We start from the raw sequence: 23744 nt of genomic DNA on the forward strand, positions 1-23744 counted from the left end.
GCCTGCATGTCAAGCAAGGCTTTCTTGATGATTGGAAGGTATGCGCGAACAGTAAACTTCTTTACGAGAAAATATCCAGCATTAATGCTGGCTTGAGTATCATGAAAATCGCGATACCAAGAGCAATGAGGCCCTGCTCAAGTACACGCCAGATGCTTGCAGCCTGTGGTTATTTTTCAATTCTTTAGCAGGTATTGTCATAAGCCACACTATAAATTTGGGACATCGGTCAGAGCAATTCTTTTAAGCCCTGATCACTTAATCTTATCCTCTCAATATGGGTGGCAACATCTTTGCTATTTGACTGATACGTTACAATCCATCTAAAAAATGGCGTTCCCAAGACGAAAGACAGCAGATACTTTTACCTTGGGCACCTCAGTAACACACCGAAAGATTGCGACATGAATGAAATAGCCAAAAGTTTTTTGGATGCCTATGCCAGCGGTGGCGAAATAGAAGGTGGCTGGAAATTTGCCAAAGCTTTGCAGCAAGCCCAGCTTGATTATTCGGACAAAGGTTTACAGCGGCTGGACCAATTATTTGCGGCCATGCGGGAACGTGTAAAGCCATCCCGAGAAGACATGCAAGGGTCGCTGCAAGGTCGCAACTTTTGCGCCCTGATTGCCTATCATGTGATTGAAGTCCTGCGTCGCCGTACTGGCGCGCATATCGATTGGCATGACAAGGCATCGGCACTCCAGGAATTACCGGCTGGCATGCAATTACCCAACGAGCCGTTTGCCCGGCTGATTGCCCTTGCGCCTGACCAGGGCGTCGCATTTATGCCTTTGGATTGGATAGAAGCAGAGATATTTGCAGACAGCCAGCAATCAAAAGCTGCAGACTATGTCACAAGCCTGATACAGCAACTCGAGCGTAACGCACCTGTCATTTGGTGGACAGGCATGCAGGCCCTGGGGCGGACTGCCTCATGGCAAATGATGATGGCGGCTGACGGCGGTGCAGTGCTACCCTTGATGCTGCGCTCAACTGCGCCCATGTCCTGGTGCGCGCTGATGTCTGGCCTGCCAGGTGAAAGCCCTGAACAGGCTTTGCAGTATGGTGTTGATTGCCTGGAAAAAAACCAGGACGGCGCAACATGGCAAGTGTTTTCTTATGATGGTTACGCTGATATTGAAGAAGGCCGTTTCGATGCGGTGATAGTCATTCTTTATACTTACGGCACATCGCCGTTGCAGTTGAAAATAGCTTTTCCGTATCGCCCAACCCAGGCTGGCCGGGCATTTGAAATTCTCGACCCAACTTTGCGTGGCACAAATGTAGAAGGCGAACAAGTGCTGATGTTGGGCAATGCCATGCAACGCGGCATACGGAGCGTCAAGTGGGCGTTTGGAACTACGTGGGACCAATTACGGAAAACGTAGAACTACGCAGACAATGATATTTATGACGGAAACCCTCGCAGCGTCCGCCATATACTCGCATCTATTTTCAAGCTATTGCGGCTTGACAGTTTCTTTCTTGACCGGCTCTGGCACCCGCATCATCATACGGCTGGAGGGTGAATCCGTACCCATCAGCATATTCCAGTTTTTGTCGGCATCCTGCCCCGCCTTGTTCAACAGCGGGATGGATGACAACACATCGCCAGATTTTTTTGGTGTTTCTACTTCTGGTTTGGTGGATTTAGCTGGCTCTGCTGTTTCACCAGGCTTGGCGGGCGTTGCGGGTTTGACGGGTGCTGCCGGGCCTGGGCCATCCCAGACCTTGTTGGTCAGGTCTTTGTCATATTGCGTCGCATGTTTGTCCAGGCGTGTCAGCAATTTATTGTATTCTGCCGGGTTGGTATTCCAGGCCTTGTAGATATCGCCGACATCATCAGAACCAGCGACCTTCTTTTTATCCAGATAGACCGCAATGCCGAAAGACACATTCGATGCCGTGTTGAATCTGTCGTATTTGTCGGCCACCTCATAACCACCTATGCGCTTGGTGCCGCTCAGCCTTTCTGTTGCATCTTTGGCCGTGCTGTCGGTAATCGCAAACACGCCAGAGGCAGACGACTTGCGCGAAGTCGTTGCAGCGTCAGGGTTGAAGCCAGACTCCACCTCCGCCAGCGCCAGCAGGTTGGCAGTGTCCTTTTGCGACAGCTTGGCCTTGCCCGCCTGCTGCACAATTTCTTTTTGCACTTCAAACTTGACGTGATCATTCGCGTCCCCCCAGGTGCGACTGTCGCCCTGGGAGTCTGCCGTCAGTGGATCGCCGTTATGGCTAAAGTTCTTGGTTTTATGATGTTTTGCGCCTGTCATCTTATTTCCCCTCGCGCTGTATGCGCTTTACTGATACTTTTTCAATTTCAGTGAAACGTCCATTGTCGTCCAGCACAAAACCGTGCTTTTGCAGAAGATTGCCGGGCAGGGCCCTGGGCTTGAAATTCGTCGCGCCAAATTTTTCGCGGCTGGACCCAAGGAAGACACCAGTATCAGAAAAATAGTCATCCCACTCGCAAGAATTGCAGTTACCGAGATTGGTGGAACTCAATACGATCTTGTTCCGCCCCTTGTCTTCTTTACCTTTGCCCCCTTTACCCTTGACGCAAGCCAGTTGCGTAATCAGTGAACGGTCTTTCAGGTAATCTTCATACAGGTACAGTTTTTCAGAAAACTTGTCTGTGCCCGCCTGGCGCAGCTTCACCTTTTGCAGGAAGCATGCGCCATCCAGACGTTCATTAGCTTCGCAATAGGTTTCGACAGTGACATCGAGCTCATCACAATGCAGGCTGGCTTCAGTGATATAGGTAGTTGATTTGGCCGTCACTTGCGCAATGGCAATAGCAGGCAACAAGGCTGCTCCAAGAACAAGACTGCTCAACAAACGAAAACTGCCAGGAAAGTAGTTATTCATAGGCATCCACTTCTTGAAGTATGTGGCAAGGGGGGAAAAGCGTCAGCGGTACCTATTCTACAACAAAATATATTTTACTTTTGTTTTTATATAAAATTAGAAGCGGCAGCCAACATAGATTATCCGTGCCAGATAAATATAGCCTTTGCCGTGCTCGCCAACACACGGCAATCTCCACCACCAAGCACCAGCCCCCCCCCCAACCGTCATGCCAGACTCGATCTCACTGCTGTCCAGAATAATGTCCTTGACAAACAATAACGAGTAAATTCCCTCCCTTTCAAGGGGATGTCGTCGGGGTTTCGCAAAGCATGCTTTGTGCCGACAGAATCTTAGCCGCCTGCAAGCGGCGCAGTGGACGGCTTAGGGTGGGGATGGGTTTCGGTCGATTGGCTGTACATGATTTTGCTACAGAAACCCATCCCCATCCCAACCATTCCACCGCGCCGCTTGCAAGCGGCTTAGATATTTGTGGCACAAAGCTTCGCTTTGCGAATTCCCACAAATCTCCCCTTGAAGGGGAAGGAGCTTCAAGCATGATCGCTGGCAAAAATTATTCAATTGCAGAATTAAGTCTTCGACGTAGAAGAATCGCCGCGACGCTGTTCGTACTTGACTCTCCAAATGAGTCAAGATAATTATTCCGGGCAGCAGTGAGACTCGATCTGGCATCCAGTATCGTTAAGCCGTGAAGTACGTTTAAGCGCGTCCGCTGACAGAAGTCCCACTCATCTCCGCCCTACCCCGCACAAACCTCCCACAAACACTGCCGCAACCACCGATGCCCAGGATCAGCATCCATACGCGGGTGCCATAACATAGAGACAGTAATCTCCAGCGCAAGAAATGGCAGCTCAAAACTATGCATGCCCGCCCGCAAATTGCCCGTGTGTCGCTCAGGCACAGTAGCAATCAAATCAGAAGCCCGCGCCAAGGCCAGCGCCGCAGAAAAGCCTCCCACGGTAGTCAGCACATCGCGCTCCAGTCCATACGGCTTCAATGCATCCGCCATCGGCCCTTTGCTCTGCGTGCGGCGAGCCACCAGCACATGCTGGCCAGATGCATACACGGCTGGCGTCATCACAAGCTGACTCAAAGGATGCCCCATGCGCATGACACCAATAAAACGATCACGGAACAAGGCGCGGGTACGTACTTCAGGGCTGATGGAATCGCCGACCACGCCGGTTTCCAGATCGACTGTGCCATCACGCAAGAGCGCGCTGTCCTTGTTGAGCTTGGGCATGAAAGTCAGGCGCACACCTGGCGCGTCTGCACTTACGCGTGCGATCAGGGCGGGGCCAAAGTTTTCGACAAAGCCATCGCTGGTGCGCAGGGTAAAAGTCTGCGTCAATTTCGCAAGATCAAGCTCAGCTACCGGGCGCAATGCCGCCTGCGCATCCTGCACCAGTTGACAGACCTGTTCACGCAATTCCAGCGCCCTGGGTGTGGGCACCAGGCCGCGCCCTGCCCTGACCAGCAAAGGGTCACCCGTGGTCTCGCGCAGGCGTGCCAGCGCGCGGCTCATGGCAGATGGACTTAGCCGCAGCCTGGCAGCAGCACGCGCCACGCTGCCTTCGGCAAGTACGGCATCGAGGGTAATCAACAGGTTCAGGTCGGGGATAGACATGCATTTATTCTAACGCCCTTTGAAGTGATATGGCGTCATACGCATGAATAAAGTGCAAACCGTGCGTCTTCCGCCATATATGACAAAAGCCTATGATCAGGTATCGCCACCCACGCAAGCAAAAAATGAAAGCCATACCAGAATCCATCCCTGCGACTGCCACGAGCCAAACAGGCAGCCAGCAAATATCAGCCTCTGCCCGCTGGATACTCGCCAGCCTGTCGCTGTCCATGCTGCTGTCTTCACTGGGCACCAGTATCGCCAATGTAGGATTACCAAGCCTTACCCACGTATTCAATGCCTCATTCCAGCAAGTACAATGGGTAGTCGTTGCCTACCTGCTCGCCATCACCACCCTCATCGTCAGCGTGGGGCGCCTGGGCGACATGATGGGGCGCAAACGCCTGTTACTGGCCGGCATTGCCCTGTTCACGGTAGCTTCTGCCCTGTGCGGCGCAGCACCCACATTGAATATGCTGATCGCTGCCCGCGCCCTGCAAGGCCTGGGTGCTGCCATCATGATGGCGCTAACAATGGCCTTTGTCAGTGAAACCGTCAGCAAAGAAAAAACCGGCAGCGCCATGGGTTTACTGGGCACCATGTCTGCCGTTGGTACTGCGCTTGGCCCTTCGCTGGGCGGCTTACTGATTGCAGGTATCGACTGGCGCGCCATCTTCCTGATCAATCTGCCGCTGGGCATCCTGAGTTTTTTTCTGGCACGACGTTACCTGCCGCAAGACCAGCAAGCCAGCAACAAAGCCGATAACAAAGCCAATAACAAAGCCAGCGCGCGCTTTGACCACATAGGCACGCTCTTGCTGGTCCTGACCCTGGCCGCCTACGCCCTCGCCATGACCCTGGGCCGCGGCCATTTTGGAGTGCTCAACCTGGCACTGTTGCTGGCAGCCATTCTTGGTGCCGCCCTGTTCATGCTGGTAGAAACCAAAGTCGCATCACCACTAATACGCCCCGCCCTGTTCCGCGACATCACACTCAGCACCAGCCTGGCCATGAATACCCTGGTCGCCACCGTCATGATGGCCACGCTGGTGGTCGGCCCCTTCTACCTGTCACGCTCACTGGCACTCAGCGATGCCATGGTCGGCCTGCTCATGTCCATCGGGCCTGTCATCTCTGCCTGCAGCGGTGTCGTCGCAGGCCGCATTGTAGATCGCATGGGTGCACCAGCCACAGTCACCACCGGGCTCGTCGCCATGGTCACAGGTGCATTCGCCCTCGCCCTGCTGCCCGCTAACCTAGGAATCACCGGCTACATCATCGCCATAGCCATCCTCACACCCGGCTACCAGCTTTTCCAGGCGGCCAACAACACCGCCGTCATGCAAGACATTGCCCCCAACCAGCGCGGCCTTGTCTCCGGCATGCTCAACCTCTCCCGCAACCTTGGCCTGATCACCGGCGCAACGTTGATGGGGGCAGTATTCGCCTGGGCATCAGGCAGCATGGATATTCGGACTGCATCTCCCGTCGCCATTGCCTACGGCATGCGCATCAGTTTTTTGGTGGCGAGTTTTATGCTGCTCCTTGCACTGGGTTTGGCTGCGACCGGGCCATTGATAAGTAAACGAGGTGAGCACGGCTGCGATGTGTGAGAGATGCCCCTGCTCCCAAACAGATTTCATCAACAAGAAAAATTTATCCTGCTTGCGCACATCCCTACAAATGAATAAAACGCTCTTCTGCCAGCCTGGACCGAATGTTAAGTTTTCATTCGGGCGTGCACAGAAGCAACAATCTCTGGAACAATACGACAATGCTCACTACACTGACTCGAAGTCAAGTTACAAAGAAAGGTCGTCATGCAAAAAACAGTCAAGGCAAGACGACAACTTCTCATCGGCGCAAGCCTGTTATTGATGCTGGCAGATTGCAATGTAGCCATTGCCAGTGGCCTGCTCTATCAATTACCGCTGCAATGGAAAACCGAAAAAACACAAGCAGTCAAGCTTGCCACGTATAGTGGCAAGCCCATGGTGCTGGCGATGGCCTACGGTGCGTGCAAGCGGATTTGCTCAACGACGATTTTCCGCATGGAGCAAATCCAGAACATCCTGGATCAGCGTCATGTCGATGCGAATTTTATTGTGGTGGGATTGGATCCAAAATCAGACAAGCCAGAAGACTGGCAAGACTTCAGACAGATGCGCAAGCTGCAACGCAGTAACTGGTCGTTCTTATCGGGCAACCCCGCTGATACCAAATCCCTGGCCGGGAATCTGGGGATCAACTACTGGATCTACCACGACCACGTCATTCATGATTTCATGATTACGCTATTGGACAAAGACGGCAATGTCATCCGCAACATGACAAATGCTGGCGGTAACCTTGAAGAGTTTGTACAAGGACTACCAGCCAGCAAATGAAACAGAGCAGGCAGAAAAAGACAGGCGTCAACCAAGTTTAAATCGTTGCACCTCATGGACCAGCTCAACGGCAAGATCACGCAGGTTCTCTGACGTAGCCGATGTCTGCTCGATCAAAGCGGCATTTTCCTGGGTCATGCTATCAAGTTCCTGCACAGCACGCTCGACTTCTTTCACCCCCAGAGATTGCTCATGCGCACCGGCACTGATATCGCCAAGCAAATGACTGATTCCCTCGGCCGATTGAACAATTTGCTCCATGGTCACGCCAGCATTTTGCACCGTAGTGTTACCGGCCTCAACCTTATCGACGCTCTCTCCAATCAACTGCTTGATTTCTTTCGCAGCTTCTGCAGAACGGTGTGCCAGTGAGCGCACTTCCGACGCCACCACAGCAAAACCGCGGCCAGCTTCGCCCGCACGCGCTGCTTCCACAGCAGCATTCAATGCCAGGATATTGGTCTGGAAGGCAATGCCGTCAATCACGCTAATAATGTCGCCTATCCTGTGAGAAGACTGACGTATATCTTCCATAGTCTCCATCATCTCGGTGATCACCGCGCCGCCCTTGGTCGCCAGACTGGCATTTTCTTTGGCGAGCCTGGTAGCCTGCTGCGCATTATCAGCTGTAGATTGCACCGTCGTGGAAATTTGCACCATGGACGATGCCGTGGTCTGCAATCTTTGCAAGGTCACCCCAGTGCGCTCTTCCATATCTGCGGCCCCAGCAGAGACTTCTATACTACTTGCCTCGATTTGTCCGGAACTATTGCGCATCAAGCCAACTATGTTTCCTATTGCTGTCTGCATCTCCATCATGGTTTGCATCAGTGCCGTGGTCTCGTCTGCACCTTTAGGTGTGAGCTTGATAGACAAATCACCGCCAGCCATAAAGCGCATGTGCTCACCAACATGGAACATGCCCGAATTCATTGCACGATAGAAACAAACGAACATGTAAGCAGCAACCAGGATAAAGAACACCACCAGGGCAATGCCAGAATACAACTCGGTTTTGAAGCGAGTGATTCGGTTGTTGAGGAATTGGTCGAGGTAATCAACTGCCGTACCTTGTATGGCTTCCAGGCCATTGATGACTTTTGCCCCTAACGCATCTATTTTGTTTGCCGCTTCAGGCCCGCCCTTACCAACATCGTCACTGGCAGTATCACGTAATTTTTTGATATCCTTGAGGGATTCATCTATGCTGAGCTTGTCTTTTAATTCCGGGTGTTCGCCAATGACTTTGGCCAGGTCGGCCTGGACCACGCCTTCAAGATAATCAATCAGACCCTCTTCCTGCGACAGCTCTTGTGCTGCTATTTCAACGTCCTTGCCCGATCTTGCAACAGATGCCGCCAGCACCCGCATTTTGGCAGTCGCTTCAAGCAACGCCGGCATGGTATTGACACTTGCATCCATCAAATAATAAGTATCGATCTCGGGGTCCAGAGTCAGTCCGCTGCCGTCAGACACTTCAGAGAGCAGTTTCCCCATCAGACTATTGAATTTTGTGTGCGTGGCAAAAACCTTGAACAGGCCGTCACTAGCGGGTGCCGCCGCCTTATACGCTGTCAATGCGGCTTCCAAATCATCGTCAGTTTTAAATTCGGCACCCCACTTTCTATCCTGTTCTTGCATGAGAATAAATTGCGCTTCCAGCTTGGCTTTTACCTCTTTCAGTTCTGCTGGGGTCTTACCTTCACTTTGCTCCTGCATGGTAAACCGGCGGTACTGTCTGCTCAGCCTCACAGCAGGCAATACTTGCTTTGCGTACTCAAGGCCCCGTACTTCTTTTTGTGTAACGGCTATTCCTTCCCACTTTGATTGCACAAATGAATAGCCGAGCACAAAAATGGGCACCAGAAACGCCACAGAAATCAGGACAGACTTCGTCCTGAACAGCAAGTTCCTAAATAAAGTAACACCAGGACGTAAAAACCAAGGTTGACTGGACGGGGGATTTTTCATGTTTGGATCGCTATAAAATCAAGACCAAGATCAGTAAGGCAACACCCCCGGGCTATCATGCAGAAAATGCCGGGGGTGTTATTGTCATCAGTACTTCTGTATCAGCTTCACATCTTCCGGCGGTTTGCTCGTCACGTAGCCTATTGCACCCGGCGTTGACTTCACGGCAGCGATCACTTCAGCATCACCCGACTTAACCGCAGGGGGGTTCAAACCGTCTCGAAACCCTTTTTTGGCCCAGATTGATGCATATTTGGCTGACTCAACTTTGACGACTTTTTCAAGAAAGTCTTTTTGTGCAGCTGAATTATCCAGAGGGACAATTTTTGTGCCGCCCTCAACCTGCTTGTCACCAACAAAAACATCACGAATATCCGCCCCGGCGACACCCAGGCCTTTATGACCTATCACATAAATATCAGCGGCAACACACGGCATTGCAAGCGCCAGACCAGAAATCGCACCCAAGGTAAATTTAAGAAATGTCATTTTCATCTCCTTAGAAGCGAACAGAGAACTGGAGGCGCGTTTCATTGTATTTAAATTCGCTACCATTGACTTGTTTCTCGTTGGTCTGACCTAATTCAAATTTCAATGCAGAAATCGGCGACAAGTTGTAGCGCAATCCCAGGATTTGGCGGTTGTAGGAGCGGCCGCTCCTGAGTGCTGCAAAATAATTATCGCTTTGGTCAAGGCTTGCCTTTTCCAGTCTTGCATAGGGCTGTATCAGGTCGTTAAAACGATAGCCCGCATGCAAGAAACCAGCCCAGCTATTGTGGGTGCCAGTGTTGCCAGACAAATCCTTGTTCCTGAACTTGTAGTACTCACTGATGATTTCCCAGTCATCGGTATCAAAAACAAGGAAGCCACCCAACATATTGAGCTCGGTTTTATTCGCTGTCCCTTCTTGATTAACCTGCTGAGTCAGCGCGTGCATACCCACGGTCAAACCGTCGAGACTGCCAGAAAACCGGTAGCGCACGTTGGCAGCCAGCCCTTTGTTGGAATTATCATCCTTGCCAGCGTTATAGTCGATCACCTGGTCACCGGCCTCACCAACAATGCGGCTGCCGTTGGCCACAGCAAAATCATATTCCAGACGTCCGCCCTGAACCTTGGTAGCGCCGCTCGCCATCAAACCAACCGAGTGTGCGGGTAAAATACCGCCCTGGTCTTCAAAGGCGACCATCTTGGGTCTTAAGATCGATGGTTGCAATTGCGCGCCGTGGTGAAATGCAGTGTTCCAGTAACCGTAAGGCGTATGCACGCGGCCAGCCCACAAGGTCAGCGCATCACTGAAGGTATAACCGATTTGCAAGCGCTCAAGGTCTGTCGCTACTGACTCGCCTTTTTCATTGAACTCGAAGGTCAGCTCGAACAAGGATTTAATCCTGTCGCCAAATTCGGGCGTAAGATACAAATCAAGATTGCCAAGTGCGAAACCAGATTTTCTCCCATCGATCACTTTGGAGGTGTGCACATAACCCACATCAGCAAAGCCGTGCAGAGGCAAGCCCAGTTCCCGTTTTTTTGCACTCAGCTCAGATACCTGAACCAGGTTTCTCTCCAACTGATCAATACGGGCAACTTGCTGCTGGCTCGTTTCCGTTGCGAGTTTGACAGACTCATTCATTTTGGCGCGCGACTCAGCATCACCTTCTGATACCTTGGCTGCAATCGTTTTCTGTGCTTCAAGCTGATCAACTCGTTGGCTTAATTTATCGATCACAGCCAGGCTACGCTCCAGCTTTTTCTCCAGCTCTGCAATTCTTTCTTTATCCGACTGCGCCGCATAAGCAGGCAAGGAGAAAATGAGTGCGATCGCAACCGCCAATTTAAGCGGCCTGGTTTTTATAACATGCTGAACAAGCATACTCCCCCCCTTTTATTATTCGAAATTTAACGAGATGCCAAGATGTAAAAAAAGCCGGAGTCTGTCCCAAAAGGGATACGACCTGCGGCCCAATAACGCCTGACATGATGATGCCTAGTTTGTTGACCCTGCGCAAAAAAGTACAGAAAGAAATTGATACATGGCAAGAAAATTACAATCGTTTGCAAACAGAATTGAACTTTTCGCCGTATTCGCAACAGCTTAAAAAAATAACAATTTCGTGGCTATCCGCGACAAAAAAACATGAAGAAATACAAGGCGAAGCAATAGAAAAGAAAAGAGCGGCGAAGCCTTCCAGCATTTAGACAAAGTGCGGTAAATCAAATATTGAACCAATGCTCCTAACCAGAACCACTTGCAGCATAGTATCTTTTCTTTTTTAAATAAAGTGTCTTAAAAGCAATTTATATGCACAATCAACCAAATATATAACTTGTCAGAAATAAACTGACACGCCCCTCTGCAATTTCTTGCTGCCCCCCCATAAAGTGGAGGCACCAAACTTGTAGAGCAACGTCCATGTGCGCCGATCCAGCCGTCAAGTTTTTCGACGTTACCGACAACGCACCGATGAAAAGAGACGTCGAGTCGATCACACCTGGCAGCAGTGCAATTCACGACAGCTGCTACTCCCCCGCTTTATGCAAGTCATGCTGGTCAAATGAAGCATGACCGCAATTCCAGCAACACCTACAGGACCATCGTCATTAACTTGTCACAAGGCAACTTTACAATGCCAGCCACTGTGGGTGGCTAGTGCCTTTAACTTCCGCCCCAAAACAGTTCCGCTACCCATCTCCACCTGGCGCAAATGTGCCTGGTGTGTCTCCGAACCTGTGACAGGAAAGACCATGAATTTTCGTTTATTAAATGAGCGCAAGGCTGCAAGGCAATTGCTTTCATTATGTTTGCCACTGGCTTTGGTCGCCTGCGGCAACAGCAAGGATGCAGCAGCACCCACACCAGAACCCGTGGCCGAAACGCCTGCAGTGGCCGTCATGTCTGACGTGCATTTTGAAAACGTCTATGGTGATCTCAAAAATGCCAAATTCTCAGGCATACCGACTGGTGACGGCAAATTTGCCACCATACGTACCATGTATGCGCAACTGACTTCCACCCGCCTGTTCAATGAAAACTACTTTGCCTTTCGTGGTGCGCTGGACGATGCCTATGCACGCGGCATCAGGCTGGTGGCATTGTCAGGCGATTATTCTGACGATGCACAACCCGTCAACATCGATGGCATTGCCGCCATCTTGAAAGAATACCAGGCCAAAGGCATGCGCTTCTTTATCGCGCCCGGCAATCACGATCCTAACGAACCTTATGACGATGACGAAGCTGGCAAAAACGATTTCCTGACGGCAGAAGGCAAAGAACAAAAAGTTTATGCAGTCAATTATTCCGGCTGCAAATCACAGGACGCCACTGTCGCCTGCACCAACCAGCTCATGGAACTCGGCTACGAAAAGCTGATCGCCCAACTGGGTGAATTTGGCTACATGCCCAACAAGGCCGACGTGTATTGGGAAACCCCGTTTTCCAGCTATGCCAATGCTACCTACACCTATGACGCAGCACTCAGCAGTGCCGACGTAAAAAACCGCCAGTTTGAAATTTGCGCAGAAGGCGAAGGCGGCAGCTACAAGGCCGAAGGCGAAAAGAATCTGGGCAAGGCATTTACCAAATGCACCAACATCATCGATTCCAGCTATCTGGTAGAACCTGTCAAGGGTGTCTGGCTGCTCTCGATTGACGCCAATGTCCACATCCCTAACAGCGCATTTGACCCTGTCAACGCCAAGGCATTCAAAGGCTTTGATGGCGCTGGCAATGCGGGCTGGAACAAAGTGCTGACGCATAAAAAACATTTGCTGGCATGGATCAAGACTGTCACTGCCCGCGCCAAGTCTCAGGGCAAGCGCCTGATTGCTTTCTCGCATTATCCGACCATGGATTTTTACGCCAACCAGACTGATACCATGAAGGCCGTCTTCAAGTCCGGCGCCTTCCAGGTAGCACGTGTGCCTGATCAGGCAACCACCACCGCCCTCGCAGCCACAGGCATGCAATTGCACATGGGCGGTCACATGCACTTCAATGGCACAAATGATTACAAGGACGCATCTGGCAATTACTTCGTCAACGTGCAGTCACCCTCACTGGCCGTATTTGGTGCCGCCTACAAGATCGTCAAATACAAGGACCAGGATACTGTCGATATCGAAACCGTGTCCCTCAACAACGTGGCACGCTATAACGAACTCTTCAAGTATTACCAGACCGAGTACGACTACCTGCAAAACAGCAGCCTCGCCGCTGATGTGAGCAAACGCTGGAGCAAAGACATCCTCGCCACCAAATCCTATGGCGAATTTACCCGCTTCTATTTTGGTGAACTGTCACGCCTGCGCTTCATGGATGAATACTGGCCCTGCGAAATGAAAGAAGCCGCCACCAGCCTCGACGCCAAACAGATGCTGATCCTGTCGCAATTGCAAACCCAGGTCACGTTCGCACAATTGAAAGACATCCCCGGCGTTTTGCCTTTGACGGCCACCTGCATGTCTAAAGGCAATAGCGGTACCAACAGCGGCGCGCCTGTCTCCGCCAGCCAATTGACTGCCGACTGGACAGTAGCCACCAACAAGGCCACGCAACTCGCCACTGCTGCCGGTTATAAGCTGGATGATTTCGCCAAGATCAGCGCTTATGAATTCTATGGCGACTTCCACCGCACCGTCTATGCCGGCGAACTCGCCTTGCGTGACATGGGCACCGACCGGGTCAAGCAATACAAGGTTCTGATGAACGCCTTCCCAGCCAACCCGGCTGCCATCAGCATGCTGGATGGAAAACCCTCAGACCAGAATACGGTCAATGTGGTTTTCCAAAACCAGTTCAAGCAAGTATTCAGCATCCTCAAAGGACTGGGTTCAGGCAAACCCAGCGACCGCTTCACCATCAATTTCAAGAACCAGACGCTGACGAATACGAACACCAGCTCTGCAAGTTTTAACTAAGTCGCTTGTTCATCCCGTTTGCCCTTGGGCAAGCGGGATGAATTTTTATGATTCGCAAATTTGCCATTCCTCAGAAATACAGCGGCCGACCAATATGCTATAGATGGCGGCTTGTATTTTCGCCTAAGAGAAATGCAACTTACTATCTAGATACACTTTGATAAAGTGAAGAAACTTCTTTCACGAATGCGTCTAAAGATTATTAATATTAGTGCAATTACGTAGCGGCAATCACACTTTTACTATTAAGCTCCAAAGTCGCAATTAGTGGCATATGGTCACTGAGTTGCAACCAGTCCTCTGGATATCCGATCTCCACATCCAGTACGGTCCAAAGAGATCCACAAAACACATAATCGATATGATGCGATTTGTCTAGTTTGCGTTGCATATAAAACGTAGGTTTTTGTTCTTGCCCTTGCGCTTCCCAAAAATGTTCGTGGTAAGCACTTCTTAAGCCAGTATCCGCTAAATCGTTAACTACATCCGTGTGATTCCACCAGCGGTCCCACACATCCCATTTCGCATTGCTGTTGAGATCACCGACTAGCATCGCTCCTGGATGGCGTAAAAATTCTCTATTTGACTGCAAAAATTTCCAGACCTGTCCAATATAGCCAAATGTAGGGGAATTGGCTTGCTTAGTCCATGTTGCTAGCAACGGCCACTTATCGTCAATCAGTAGAGGCAAAAATAATTCCAACGGGTCAAGGAAAAGGGGCACTCGATTAAGCACAAGGCCGTTGCGAGCAAAAACACCAAGGCCCCTGTTTTTGTTTAATCCTGTCCAATGGTAAACTCCAGCCCAATCTTGATAGACCCCATCTGAAGACATTGATGGGTCCTCGCACTCCTGAATAATCAACAAATCAGCACCTAAATCGGCAATTGTTGACCATTTTTTCCGAAACGCGCCGTTGCAATTCCAAGTAAGTACTTTAATCATGCGCTTTCACTATACCCCGATAACTTCGGTCATTGTCAATTGAGGCGACTGGAGTGCTTGAGTATATTTTCGAATACGCCGCATTAAGCTCACCTCAAAATCCCTATTGACTCCCGGCGGCATCCTCCAGCAAAGTCATGCTTTTTGCGACCTTGCCTTTCTTTGAACTCAATATGACTTTACGATCACGTTTCTCATCATATTGATAGCTTTCGCTGATTTGCTGGCCAGTCAGCAAGTTGGTACTGACGGTAGAACCCTTGCCCACCATGCCATCTGCCTCTTCTTCATCTATACCTATCATTTGCAAACGCTGGCTGGCAGCATCCAGGCGAAAGCGCCAGGTATAGACTGAGTATTCACGCGAACCGCTGTACTGGCTAACGACCAGCACGCCGTTTTTAACCGCGACATTGACACCATCCTTGACGCCACCACAACCTTGGCATTGCAAAAGTTTGTCATTGCTGCCCAATAAACTGTATCCCTTGCCCGCACCCGCCAGCAAGACGATCAGGCCACGCTGCCGGTCATAAGCCTCAGCGGTGCCCTTGCCCTCCACCACCACGGCAGCAATATCGGCCAGGCCATCGCCATTGAGGTCACCACTGACCTGGTTTTCCACCGTCCATCCAGATGGCACAAAATCACGCAGTGCCTGCGCCGTTGCTGGCAGTTTTTTGCCAAAGGGTGGGCTTTGTTGCGCCTGGCTGCTGTTATGCAGCACGACGCCCAGTAACAGGGTTGCGAATTGGATAGAGTTAGTAGAGGTAGCAAGCTTCATGGATTTTTGATCTTTCAAATACGATGGATAAGTGCGGATGCTGCCCAGTGACGTTGCCATTCACAGGGTAGACCAAGATATGATACTTGATTTGTTACTCGCAACCCCCTTGCCCCGGCATACAAAGATTTCATTTCCAATGTGCGGTAGCACGCAGAAACAAAGACTGCTTTCGCCTACACTGAAGCCAGTGACAAGATAAACTGCTGGCTTGTGGCAATATTCCAACTGCCCTATGCCTCCATGTACAGCATCTTTACCATCTCAATGAGGTCATGCCATGAAACACGGTCAAACAAAAATCAACGCTCTCCATAGCCAGCACAAAGGATCACGCATGCACACCGCAAAAAAAACAGCAGGCTTGATTGCCGGCATTATTTCCTCACTTCTGTTCATTAATGTGAGCGTGGCAGCAGATCGCCAGGATACCAGCGCGAGCGCACGTTACGAACATGAGAAAAATCTCTGCCTCAACGGCCAATCCAATCAATCAAAAGACACCTGCCTGCGCGAAGCCGGTGCAGCAAGGCAACAAGCCAAATCAGACAGCCTCACCACAGCAAGCGAAGACCAACTCCAGCGCAACCGCGAACTCCGCTGCAACGCCCTCCCACCAGCAGATCGTGAATATTGCCTGCAACGCATGCGCGGTGAGGGAACACAATCCGGCAGCGCCCAAAGCGGCGGCATCTCGCGTGAACTGGTTGTGCCGGTCAAGCCTGGGCAATAAGACTTTAGCTAAGGTTTAAAGGAAATAGTAAAAAAACCTGGACCTGTTTGCCTTTGGTAAACGGGTCCAGGTTTTTTGCTTTTATACGGAGAATTCAATCGAATACAGTGGTCGCTATCTTTTTTCGACGTATTTGCAGTGAATCGCCAAAAGTACAATTACCCAAAGTCAATCATATTTGCGGGGCCCGTATTTTTCAGCGCATGATATGCGGGCGATTTCGGTACATTCATTGCGCCTGTGCTTGCTGATCGTAGCAATTTATTATTTTATTTGCTATATTCTGATTTCAATTGGCATTCTCTCAATCACAGATGAAGCGACATGAATGCATATAGAGACGGTTAATCTACGGCAAGTTTCAATTCGTTCATGGAGAATGTATGACCGCAACTAAATCTACAATCAGCGTCGTCAATAACAGTCATGCTCTGGATAATGGTTTTTACATTTTCCAACAAACTCCGCCTGGTGCAAGAAATACATTTTCGTCGAATATTTTCGAACAATTTCATAAAGCTCCCGTTCCGGATTTAAAGGATGGTCGTCTGAATTGGAATATCGATTACGCTACAAATCTGTCACCAACGGATGGAAAGTTGCCAAGACAACCTGGTCCAGATATCTTGACCATTGATACAGAGGCGTACAAATTGCTGATCGATACGGAATTGGGCAAGCCTTAGCCATCGACGCGAATTTACTTGTGAGTATTTGCACTTGGTACTGATAGAAATATGGACCACGCGTAGGTAAAAATTCAATCGAAAACACGGTCCGTATCATCATTAAAACTGCAGAGAGAGCCACAGCATCAAAGCTTGCAGGCATTTTAGCCGAGGGAGCTAATAGATGAAAAAATTAATCAGCGAGACCTGAGATTAAGTGCATTAATGATAGTCTATACGGCGCTAGTAATAATATAAACCACACCATGTATATCGTCGCTCAACCAGTCAATAGCCATACCTGCTCAAGCATGGTTCATAAATTTCCTGTCGATATTGAAATTAAAACAGATATCCCGATTGAGATAACCTATCCTGTCGACGTCACAGGGGCTTTGCTCACAAAGGCTGGGGATGATGACGCTTCATTTGGATGCGTGATGAATGTCACGCCAGGAAAGCGCTCTTCAATTACTTTGACACCCACAAAATAGGTGCACATTCAAATCAACGTTTTTGACGTATGACAATGACTTTATCGATTTTGTACCTGGCGAATATCAATGCGATATAAAACTGTTGGTCTTTGAAAAGCAAAAAGACAAAAACCAAATTCTTGAACTGCGGGAGAGTTTGTTGTAGTTGTATCTTGATCTTTTTCGATAGCCAGCGCAGGGGCCATGAGCATTGCTAATAGGCAGGCAGGACTCAAGCCTTGTATAAACGTCTGCTTGAAACACAGGCGCTGCACTCGTTTCCCGCGATAAGCATCACGCAAAAAGTATTGCGCAAAAAAGCAGCGCTTAAAAAGTAGATGAGCAAAGCCAGTGCCCTGCTCAAGAGCGCGACTCACGCGAAAGTTAAATAATGTAAAATGGCAATCATATTTGAATTTCCCTGCTTAGCCGTACATGCAGGGCATCAAACAATGTGACCATATTTCATTATTGTGAACCATGAAAATTTCTGCTGTCCTGACGTTTTATTTTTGCGCACTCAGCGCTGTCCATGCCCAGGAGTTATGGCAAGGTCCGATTGAACTGGGCAAGAGCGCCCAGACTGGATTTGAAAAATACAAGGAACATAAAACCAAGAAAGCGTTTGCCGTGGCGCCAGACGGCGCCTGGGGCGTAGCTTATGGCATGAGTAACGACATCCTGGCCGTGCGCTCAGCCCTGTCGAATTGCCAGCGACGCAGCAAGGTCAACTGCAATCTCTATGACCTTGATGATCAGGCCTTCCAGGACAAGTATGCACTTTTTCTGACAGAGTCTGAGCGTGCAATAAAAAATCTCAAGGTCCAGAATGGTTATCAGGATTTTGAAAATGCCGACTGGTTTTTACCCCCGGTGAAGCATTTGCGCCCTGGTAGTGAAGGCTTCCACTATGCCACACCTGCCAGCATAGAAGGCATAAAGAATATCAGCACTCCCGAGCTGGCAGAAAAACTGGCTAAAAAACAGATCAGCGTGATTGATGCGCTGGGTATAGACAATAGCGGCATGACCTTGCCGTTTGCCATCTCGCTTGACGGTGCGGCCAATCTTGCAGACGACCCTGAAGCTGCCTTCAATAAAAACCTGGATGCAGATTTGCGTGCGGTCATGAAAAAAAACTTTCCGCAAAAAGAGGCTGCCATCGCGGTATTTTGTGTTTCTGAAGAATGCTGGATGAGCGTCAATACCCTGGTGCGCCTCAAGGGCATGGGCTACTCCAACCTGTACTGGTATCGCGGCGGCATCGCTGCATGGCAAGCAGCAAAATTGCCAGTGGTGAAGGCAGTACCGCTATTGACCGTGTTGCGCTAGGACCTCAGCAACGCCAAAAAAAGCCAGGGCCATCTGATGACGGCCCTGTTTATTTTACGGTAGCTGCGCAGTGATGATGGCTGCTCATTGATGGTGGCTGCGCAATGAATACATCGCCCCTATTGCAACCAGGACTTCAAAGGCTGCTGCGCATAAGCCTGCATTTTCTCGCCAACAAAAATCTGTGGTGACGAGGGATCAAATTTCGCTTTCTTCTCGCGCTCAGTCACCAGCTCTTTGGTATGTTCAAACACTTGCATCAGGTTTTGACCTGAATCGAGTTTGCTGCCAAACAGGGCATCGACAAAAAAGGTATTGTTTGCCAGCGGCTGGCAGCCATAAGACACCTTGTCTTGTGCCGACGCAGTCACGATAATGCGGTTCGGTGCTTTCAATTGCGAGATCAGGGAACCCGAATAGCAGGAAGAAATAATCAGCACCGTCGGGAATTTTTCCAGAGGTGCCAGTGCCGTTTTGAGATAGCGCGTCCAAATGGGTGCCGTGGGTTTATTGCCTATTTCAACAGCGACCAGATCGGTATAGCCATGGCTGCTGAGCAGAATAGTTACCACATCCCCTTCCCTGGCCTGGCTGGCAATATCCCTGGCCGTCTGGTCCAGGCTGCCGAGGTGGGCAAAAGGGGCATCAAGCTTGTCCGGATGCGGGTCATTATTGAAGCTATAGCTGATCAGTTCAGGATTGATTTCTTCCAGCCTTTGTTTGGCCAGTTGCACATCACCCAAAAATGCCTTGGAGCCTGAATGTAAACCAAATCCGGCGTACCAGACACGGTGATGGTCTATGTTTTTCGCCTTCTCCTGATTACTGAGCCTTTGCTGCGCCATCAATTGATCACTCATCTCACGCGCCTTGTTCTGGCCAGGGTTTAGATAAGTAATAGCCGGCTTGGTTGCACAAGCAGACAACAGCGTCAGCAGACCAGCCATCCACAGGGAAGAGGAAAGTTTCTTCATTTATTTCTGCACACTTCTTTAAGCGATAAAGCTGGCTATCATAACATTTGTTAAAAAATGTGTCATGCTCAAGTGCAGGGGTTAAAACGGCGAAGCTTGCGCTCACACTGGCTAGCCGGTCGCAATCGACATCTTAAGCATATCAATCAACGCCAGGCTAATCCTATGAAACGCTACTATCCCAGGGCACACCAGGGCTTCTTCTTCATCGCCTGACAATAATCACTGTAATCACTGTTTCGCTGGCAGACCAAAACCATCCGGCAGGCGGGCAATGATCTGACCTGTCGCTGGAGAATAGAAAATCACGCCTTCGATAGCTGTGCTTAAATATTTCTTCTGGCGATAGCTCTCTTTTGGATTATCCCTGGTTGGCTCTGAGTGATAAAAGTCGTAGATGAGATAAGGCTGGGTGACCTTGGCGATGACCAGTGCTTTTATCGCTGGCAGCTCTTTTGCTGCAATGGCGCTTGGCATGCTGACGCGGCCAACGGGTATCAAGTCCCTGTAATAACCGACTTCACGCTTGAAGTCGAGAAATGGGATAGTGGGTGACGCCAGGCCAAATACTGTCGTCGAGGTCTCTTCAACATTGACCGTTGCGCCATAGGCATTGCTTCCACGATATGTCCTGGTCTTGTCAATATTAAGATCAAAATCAAGCGCATCCAGCCTATCGACTCTTACACCTTTGATGTCATGGTTAGGTGAGCCTATACCATTAAGAGACGCATTGGTGGGGAGCATGTAAAACAGCGCATCACCAGCGTCTGCATCGTATTTGTACCTGAACCCCACAGGGAGAGAATCTGCAACAGATACCGGGAAAGCAAAAGCAAAATAATCATCAATGCCCTGCCCGCCGGGCAATTTAGCTGCATATGCCTTGGCTTTACGGTTGTCGAAATCTGCGGTGGTTTCAAACTCCCCTTTCTTGATAAGGGACATTTTCTCAAGCGCATTGATAGTCTCAATTAAATTCGCACCTTTGAAATTGGCAGGGAGTTTGTCCTTCGCCAGCATCTCGATGGAGAACTTACCAGCTTGCGCTTGTTTGGCATTTGGCGCGGCAGGCTTTGCGCTCGGTGTTGTACTTGCCACTGCAAAATTTGACAAGACTACGCTAGCTGCGATTAACAGCGTTGAGGAAATTTTCATGATCTTAAAGAATTGATGAAAGCAGTTGATAAGAAAAGTCGATAAGCACAGCGGGTGAAATTTGGCAAAAAAATGCCCTGCACAAAGTGTGCAGAGACCATAACTGTCCAACCGGGAAAAAGTATAGACCTGAGCAAACGAAGATCACAAAAATGTGCGCCCGCCTGTTGCACTGTCAAAGTCTGGATCAGGCTACAATACTACAAGAATTCTCAGGGGAAAAACCACTTCCGAGACAGCCATCATCAATAATCACAGAATTTATTATTCTGCATCAATGCCAGGGATAATGACAGAGAACTGTACGACGGGCACTGAGAACTTGTCCTGGTCTTAACGGAGCGTTTGCATGAACAATAGTACCCGCCAAATTGTTTTTATCGATGGAGTCGGCGGCAAGCGCTATATGCGCGGTACATTTGTCCGCTACTTTGAACGACGCGGCTACAATGTACTATGCTTTGATTACAAGGTATCCTCCCAATCCCTGGATGAAATCAAAAAGAACCTGAGCGAATTTTTATCTGCGGTTGGTGGTCAAGGTGAATATCATGCTGTTGGCTATTCTTTTGGCGGCGTGCTTCTCAGGAGCCTGAACGAGCAACTGGAGCCGCACTTGCGGCCCAGGCGCGCAGTATTGCTGGCATCACCACTGCGCGCCATGCGCCTCGCCCGCAGATTACGTCACTGGAAAATCTATCAGATACTGACTGGCGAATGCGGCCAGTTTGCCGCTGATGAAGACAGAATGAGCAAAGTCCCCATGCTCAGCATTCCCTGCGCCCACGTCTATGGCACATGGCCCTGGCTTGGTGCTTTCTGTTTTTTCTTTGGCTTTGACTTGCCACACGATGGCATGGTTGCTGCTGATGAAGCCATTCCATCGTCACAGGCGCAGGCGATACCTGTACCGGCAAGCCATGCTTTTATCCCATCCAATTTCCATGCATTGAGCGCGATTGACCAATGGTTGAGTAGAACGGTCTAGCGTGTCGTAGCTCTTGCCATCATCATCATCATCATCATCATCATCATAAAAAGTAAGAATCAAAAGTAAGACAAGCGGATTGCTTTAATTCATGATACCCTACCCCCCTATACTATTTTAGAATCAAGCCATGTCGCATACCATCAAGGAAAAATCAAAGCTGTTGAATCGCGTCCGGCGCATACGAGGCCAGATTGAAGCTGTGGAGCGTGCCCTGGAAGCAGATACTGAATGCGCAGAAGTCTTGCATTTGCTTGCGGCCACCCGCGGTGGCTTGAATGGATTGATGGCAGAGGTCATGGAAGATCACATCCGCGAGCATGTCGCCAGCCCCGACATAGAAAGCGCGGCAGAACGATTAAAGGGTGCAGACGAACTGGTCGAAATTGTCCGTACTTATTTAAAGTGAGCGGTTAGGTTACAAGTCAATGAGCGTCAAATCACCCTGCATAGAATTATGCAAATTCGATGGCAAGTCAGGGCTGTGCACCGGATGCCTGCGCACTCTCAAGGAAGCGCGGGAGTGGAAGAAAATGACAGACCACCGCCGCCATCAGATTGTCAATGATCGCTCGCATCGCGAGAAAAAACTGACCAAACTATGACGCAGTCATTAAAAAAGGAACACGCATGTCTGGCACTGAACAACAAGATATAAAGCGCGCGGGCTTGCACCACGATCACCTCTTTGATGAAGGTAACACTACGGCAGAAAGGGGGTCGCGCTGGGTGATGTGGATCACCGCCGCGATGATGGTGGTGGAAATCGCGGCAGGCTGGTGGTTTAATTCCATGGCCTTGCTCGCCGACGGCTGGCACATGAGTTCGCACGCGTTTGCGATTGGCTTAAGTGCCTTTGCCTATTCCGCTGCACGCAAATATGCAAAAGACCCACGATTTGCCTTTGGTACCTGGAAGATAGAAATACTGGCTGGCTATACCAGTGCCATCTTCCTGCTTGGCATTGCGGTGTTGATGGCATTTGGTTCAGTCGAACGGCTATTCTCGCCGCAACCTATCCATTATCAGGATGCGGTTATCATTGCCGTCATTGGTCTGGTGGTGAACATCGTCTGCGCCTTCATCCTCGGCGACGCCCATCACCACGGTGACCACGGCCATCATCACGGTCATGACCATGCGCACCACCATGCCCATGGCAAGAACGATGATGCTCACGATGATGATCATGCCCATCATCTTGATCACCATCAGGAAAAGAAGCATCAACACAAACACCACGACCTAAATCTTAAATCTGCTTACATCCACGTCATCGCAGACGCGGCAACGTCCGTTCTGGCGATTGCTGCCCTGATCGGTGGCTGGATATATGGCTGGGCCTGGCTCGACCCTGTCATGGGGATCGTCGGTGCAGTACTGGTTGCGGTGTGGGCAAAGAACCTGATGGTAGAAACAGGCAAAGTGCTGCTTGACCGCGAGATGGATGCACCAGTGGTCAATGAGATCCGCGAAGTCATCGAAAACGATGTGGAAGATCAAAACACCAAACTGGTTGACCTGCATGTCTGGCGCGTAGGCAGGCAATCCTATTCATGCGCACTGAGCATACTGACCAGCAACGCCAGCCTCACCGCGACGCAAATACGAGAACAGCTAGCCATTCATGAAGAGATCGTGCATTCGACGATAGAAATGCATTATCGGTAAGCGGCTATAGGACGATAACACAGTCTCATTGATGAGATTGTCAGGTGCCTTGCAAGGCATGAATACTTAAGTCTGGAGTTGTCGGGACAACGTGCTCTAAAATATCCGCCAGATGCACACTCTTTCTTTGCTTTGAATTGACACCGACATTCAAATAGCAAGCCCAATTACTGCTACTGAAACATAGTCGTAGATATGGCAAAAGGGGAACATCAACAAGCATAACAAACACTGCTGC

Annotated in this window: 24 protein-coding genes; 13 read left to right on the forward strand and 11 right to left on the reverse strand. The window is 50.0% G+C overall.

Annotated elements, in window-relative coordinates; translation table 11 throughout:
- The first annotated feature begins 404 nt into the window (after window positions 1–404).
- Complete coding sequence (locus tag ACO0LN_RS24560; protein ID WP_422978406.1) at window positions 405–1388, forward strand: hypothetical protein; 984 nt, start codon at window positions 405–407, stop codon at window positions 1386–1388.
- 72 nt (window positions 1389–1460) lie between these two features.
- On the opposite strand, the gene ACO0LN_RS24565 is transcribed toward ACO0LN_RS24560, so the two are convergent.
- The 3 genes from ACO0LN_RS24565 to ACO0LN_RS24575 all read right to left on the reverse strand — a co-directional run bounded on the left by ACO0LN_RS24565 (window position 1461) and on the right by ACO0LN_RS24575 (window position 4498).
- Window positions 1461–2273 carry a transglycosylase SLT domain-containing protein gene (locus tag ACO0LN_RS24565; protein WP_422978408.1) on the reverse strand — a complete coding sequence of 271 codons (813 nt, stop codon included), beginning with the start codon at window positions 2271–2273 and terminating at the stop codon, window positions 1461–1463.
- A gap of 1 nt (window position 2274) precedes the next feature.
- Window positions 2275–2868 carry a hypothetical protein gene (locus tag ACO0LN_RS24570; RefSeq protein ID WP_422978410.1) on the reverse strand — a complete coding sequence of 198 codons (594 nt, stop codon included), beginning with the start codon at window positions 2866–2868 and terminating at the stop codon, window positions 2275–2277.
- Window positions 2869–3607: 739 nt separating this feature from the next.
- Window positions 3608–4498 carry a LysR family transcriptional regulator gene (locus ACO0LN_RS24575; protein ID WP_422978412.1) on the reverse strand — a complete coding sequence of 297 codons (891 nt, stop codon included), beginning with the start codon at window positions 4496–4498 and terminating at the stop codon, window positions 3608–3610.
- A 125-nt stretch (window positions 4499–4623) separates the two neighbouring features.
- Here ACO0LN_RS24575 and ACO0LN_RS24580 point away from each other — a divergent pair, with 125 nt between their 5' ends.
- Complete coding sequence (locus ACO0LN_RS24580) at window positions 4624–6111, forward strand: MFS transporter (protein ID WP_422978414.1); 1488 nt, start codon at window positions 4624–4626, stop codon at window positions 6109–6111.
- Window positions 6112–6318: 207 nt separating this feature from the next.
- Window positions 6319–6885, forward strand: a complete 567-nt coding sequence (locus tag ACO0LN_RS24585) for an SCO family protein (RefSeq protein WP_422978416.1) — start codon at window positions 6319–6321, stop codon at window positions 6883–6885.
- 27 nt (window positions 6886–6912) lie between these two features.
- Here ACO0LN_RS24585 and ACO0LN_RS24590 read toward each other — a convergent pair whose 3' ends face one another.
- The 3 genes from ACO0LN_RS24590 to ACO0LN_RS24600 form a co-directional block, all read right to left on the reverse strand.
- Window positions 6913–8604 (reverse strand): methyl-accepting chemotaxis protein, encoded by a 1692-nt coding sequence (locus ACO0LN_RS24590; RefSeq protein ID WP_422978418.1) that lies wholly within the window; start codon window positions 8602–8604, stop codon window positions 6913–6915.
- 339 nt (window positions 8605–8943) lie between these two features.
- Entirely contained in the window at window positions 8944–9345 is a 402-nt protein-coding gene (locus ACO0LN_RS24595) for a hypothetical protein (RefSeq protein ID WP_422978420.1), read from the reverse strand.
- Window positions 9346–9355: 10 nt separating this feature from the next.
- Window positions 9356–10690: a hypothetical protein gene (locus tag ACO0LN_RS24600; protein WP_422978422.1), complete on the reverse strand. Its 1335-nt coding sequence runs from the start codon at window positions 10688–10690 to the stop codon at window positions 9356–9358.
- Window positions 10691–10833: 143 nt separating this feature from the next.
- Between ACO0LN_RS24600 and ACO0LN_RS24605 the strand changes: the two genes are divergently transcribed.
- Window positions 10834–11055 (forward strand): hypothetical protein, encoded by a 222-nt coding sequence (locus tag ACO0LN_RS24605; protein ID WP_422978424.1) that lies wholly within the window; start codon window positions 10834–10836, stop codon window positions 11053–11055.
- 546 nt (window positions 11056–11601) lie between these two features.
- Complete coding sequence (locus ACO0LN_RS24610; protein WP_422978426.1) at window positions 11602–13776, forward strand: metallophosphoesterase; 2175 nt, start codon at window positions 11602–11604, stop codon at window positions 13774–13776.
- Between the two features lie 217 nt (window positions 13777–13993).
- Here ACO0LN_RS24610 and ACO0LN_RS24615 read toward each other — a convergent pair whose 3' ends face one another.
- Both ACO0LN_RS24615 and ACO0LN_RS24620 read right to left on the reverse strand, forming a co-directional pair.
- Window positions 13994–14722: a hypothetical protein gene (locus ACO0LN_RS24615; RefSeq protein WP_422978428.1), complete on the reverse strand. Its 729-nt coding sequence runs from the start codon at window positions 14720–14722 to the stop codon at window positions 13994–13996.
- 103 nt (window positions 14723–14825) lie between these two features.
- Window positions 14826–15566, reverse strand: a complete 741-nt coding sequence (locus ACO0LN_RS24620) for a hypothetical protein (protein WP_422978430.1) — start codon at window positions 15564–15566, stop codon at window positions 14826–14828.
- Window positions 15567–15786: 220 nt separating this feature from the next.
- Here ACO0LN_RS24620 and ACO0LN_RS24625 point away from each other — a divergent pair, with 220 nt between their 5' ends.
- The 3 genes from ACO0LN_RS24625 (at window position 15787) to ACO0LN_RS24635 (ending at window position 17401) form a co-directional block, all read left to right on the forward strand.
- A complete protein-coding gene (locus ACO0LN_RS24625; RefSeq protein ID WP_422978432.1) occupies window positions 15787–16239 on the forward strand; it encodes a hypothetical protein in 453 nt (150 codons plus the stop codon).
- Between the two features lie 383 nt (window positions 16240–16622).
- Complete coding sequence (locus tag ACO0LN_RS24630) at window positions 16623–16925, forward strand: hypothetical protein (protein WP_422978434.1); 303 nt, start codon at window positions 16623–16625, stop codon at window positions 16923–16925.
- A 248-nt stretch (window positions 16926–17173) separates the two neighbouring features.
- Window positions 17174–17401 (forward strand): hypothetical protein, encoded by a 228-nt coding sequence (locus tag ACO0LN_RS24635; protein WP_422978436.1) that lies wholly within the window; start codon window positions 17174–17176, stop codon window positions 17399–17401.
- A 41-nt stretch (window positions 17402–17442) separates the two neighbouring features.
- Here ACO0LN_RS24635 and ACO0LN_RS24640 read toward each other — a convergent pair whose 3' ends face one another.
- Window positions 17443–17760 carry a hypothetical protein gene (locus tag ACO0LN_RS24640; protein WP_422978438.1) on the reverse strand — a complete coding sequence of 106 codons (318 nt, stop codon included), beginning with the start codon at window positions 17758–17760 and terminating at the stop codon, window positions 17443–17445.
- A gap of 103 nt (window positions 17761–17863) precedes the next feature.
- Here ACO0LN_RS24640 and ACO0LN_RS24645 point away from each other — a divergent pair, with 103 nt between their 5' ends.
- Window positions 17864–18715 (forward strand): rhodanese-like domain-containing protein, encoded by an 852-nt coding sequence (locus ACO0LN_RS24645; protein ID WP_422978440.1) that lies wholly within the window; start codon window positions 17864–17866, stop codon window positions 18713–18715.
- A gap of 119 nt (window positions 18716–18834) precedes the next feature.
- Here the strand turns inward: ACO0LN_RS24645 and ACO0LN_RS24650 are convergent, their stop codons facing one another.
- Together ACO0LN_RS24650 and ACO0LN_RS24655 are read right to left on the reverse strand one after the other, a co-directional pair.
- Complete coding sequence (locus ACO0LN_RS24650; RefSeq protein WP_422978442.1) at window positions 18835–19689, reverse strand: C13 family peptidase; 855 nt, start codon at window positions 19687–19689, stop codon at window positions 18835–18837.
- A 231-nt stretch (window positions 19690–19920) separates the two neighbouring features.
- A complete protein-coding gene (locus ACO0LN_RS24655; protein WP_422978444.1) occupies window positions 19921–20847 on the reverse strand; it encodes a hypothetical protein in 927 nt (308 codons plus the stop codon).
- Between the two features lie 349 nt (window positions 20848–21196).
- Between ACO0LN_RS24655 and ACO0LN_RS24660 the strand changes: the two genes are divergently transcribed.
- From ACO0LN_RS24660 to dmeF, 4 genes are all read left to right on the forward strand, one after another.
- Window positions 21197–21835 carry an esterase/lipase family protein gene (locus tag ACO0LN_RS24660; protein WP_422978446.1) on the forward strand — a complete coding sequence of 213 codons (639 nt, stop codon included), beginning with the start codon at window positions 21197–21199 and terminating at the stop codon, window positions 21833–21835.
- A 130-nt stretch (window positions 21836–21965) separates the two neighbouring features.
- Window positions 21966–22244, forward strand: coding sequence for a metal/formaldehyde-sensitive transcriptional repressor (locus ACO0LN_RS24665; RefSeq protein WP_422978448.1), 279 nt, complete (start codon window positions 21966–21968; stop codon window positions 22242–22244).
- A 19-nt stretch (window positions 22245–22263) separates the two neighbouring features.
- The gene (locus ACO0LN_RS24670) at window positions 22264–22440 is read left to right on the forward strand and encodes a DUF1289 domain-containing protein (RefSeq protein WP_422978450.1); all 177 of its coding nucleotides are present in this window, start codon (window positions 22264–22266) and stop codon (window positions 22438–22440) included.
- A gap of 25 nt (window positions 22441–22465) precedes the next feature.
- On the forward strand, window positions 22466–23506 hold the full coding sequence (gene dmeF / locus ACO0LN_RS24675; RefSeq protein WP_422978452.1) for a CDF family Co(II)/Ni(II) efflux transporter DmeF: 1041 nt from the start codon (window positions 22466–22468) through the stop codon (window positions 23504–23506).
- Window positions 23507–23744: the final 238 nt, after the last annotated feature.

Origin of the sequence: Undibacterium sp. TC9W, from assembly GCF_049339865.1 — a bacterium.
In the GTDB taxonomy this organism is placed as follows: domain Bacteria; phylum Pseudomonadota; class Gammaproteobacteria; order Burkholderiales; family Burkholderiaceae_D; genus Undibacterium.

Bases quoted from the DNA above. Each gene is read 5' to 3' on its own strand.
- ACO0LN_RS24565 (WP_422978408.1), bottom strand. From the start codon at position 2,273: ATGACAGGCGCAAAACATCATAAAACCAAGAACTTTAGCCATAACGGC.
- ACO0LN_RS24560 (WP_422978406.1), top strand. From the start codon at position 405: ATGAATGAAATAGCCAAAAGTTTTTTGGATGCCTATGCCAGCGGTGGC.
- dmeF (WP_422978452.1), top strand. From the start codon at position 22,466: ATGTCTGGCACTGAACAACAAGATATAAAGCGCGCGGGCTTGCACCAC.
- ACO0LN_RS24570 (WP_422978410.1), bottom strand. From the start codon at position 2,868: ATGAATAACTACTTTCCTGGCAGTTTTCGTTTGTTGAGCAGTCTTGTT.
- ACO0LN_RS24575 (WP_422978412.1), bottom strand. From the start codon at position 4,498: ATGTCTATCCCCGACCTGAACCTGTTGATTACCCTCGATGCCGTACTT.
- ACO0LN_RS24580 (WP_422978414.1), top strand. From the start codon at position 4,624: ATGAAAGCCATACCAGAATCCATCCCTGCGACTGCCACGAGCCAAACA.
- ACO0LN_RS24610 (WP_422978426.1), top strand. From the start codon at position 11,602: ATGAATTTTCGTTTATTAAATGAGCGCAAGGCTGCAAGGCAATTGCTT.
- ACO0LN_RS24635 (WP_422978436.1), top strand. From the start codon at position 17,174: ATGTATATCGTCGCTCAACCAGTCAATAGCCATACCTGCTCAAGCATG.
- ACO0LN_RS24660 (WP_422978446.1), top strand. From the start codon at position 21,197: ATGAACAATAGTACCCGCCAAATTGTTTTTATCGATGGAGTCGGCGGC.
- ACO0LN_RS24650 (WP_422978442.1), bottom strand. From the start codon at position 19,689: ATGAAGAAACTTTCCTCTTCCCTGTGGATGGCTGGTCTGCTGACGCTG.
- ACO0LN_RS24615 (WP_422978428.1), bottom strand. From the start codon at position 14,722: ATGATTAAAGTACTTACTTGGAATTGCAACGGCGCGTTTCGGAAAAAA.
- ACO0LN_RS24620 (WP_422978430.1), bottom strand. From the start codon at position 15,566: ATGGCAACGTCACTGGGCAGCATCCGCACTTATCCATCGTATTTGAAA.
- ACO0LN_RS24645 (WP_422978440.1), top strand. From the start codon at position 17,864: ATGAAAATTTCTGCTGTCCTGACGTTTTATTTTTGCGCACTCAGCGCT.
- ACO0LN_RS24665 (WP_422978448.1), top strand. From the start codon at position 21,966: ATGTCGCATACCATCAAGGAAAAATCAAAGCTGTTGAATCGCGTCCGG.
- ACO0LN_RS24655 (WP_422978444.1), bottom strand. From the start codon at position 20,847: ATGAAAATTTCCTCAACGCTGTTAATCGCAGCTAGCGTAGTCTTGTCA.
- ACO0LN_RS24590 (WP_422978418.1), bottom strand. From the start codon at position 8,604: ATGCAGGAGCAAAGTGAAGGTAAGACCCCAGCAGAACTGAAAGAGGTA.
- ACO0LN_RS24625 (WP_422978432.1), top strand. From the start codon at position 15,787: ATGAAACACGGTCAAACAAAAATCAACGCTCTCCATAGCCAGCACAAA.
- ACO0LN_RS24595 (WP_422978420.1), bottom strand. From the start codon at position 9,345: ATGACATTTCTTAAATTTACCTTGGGTGCGATTTCTGGTCTGGCGCTT.
- ACO0LN_RS24605 (WP_422978424.1), top strand. From the start codon at position 10,834: ATGATGATGCCTAGTTTGTTGACCCTGCGCAAAAAAGTACAGAAAGAA.
- ACO0LN_RS24585 (WP_422978416.1), top strand. From the start codon at position 6,319: ATGCAAAAAACAGTCAAGGCAAGACGACAACTTCTCATCGGCGCAAGC.
- ACO0LN_RS24630 (WP_422978434.1), top strand. From the start codon at position 16,623: ATGACCGCAACTAAATCTACAATCAGCGTCGTCAATAACAGTCATGCT.
- ACO0LN_RS24670 (WP_422978450.1), top strand. From the start codon at position 22,264: ATGAGCGTCAAATCACCCTGCATAGAATTATGCAAATTCGATGGCAAG.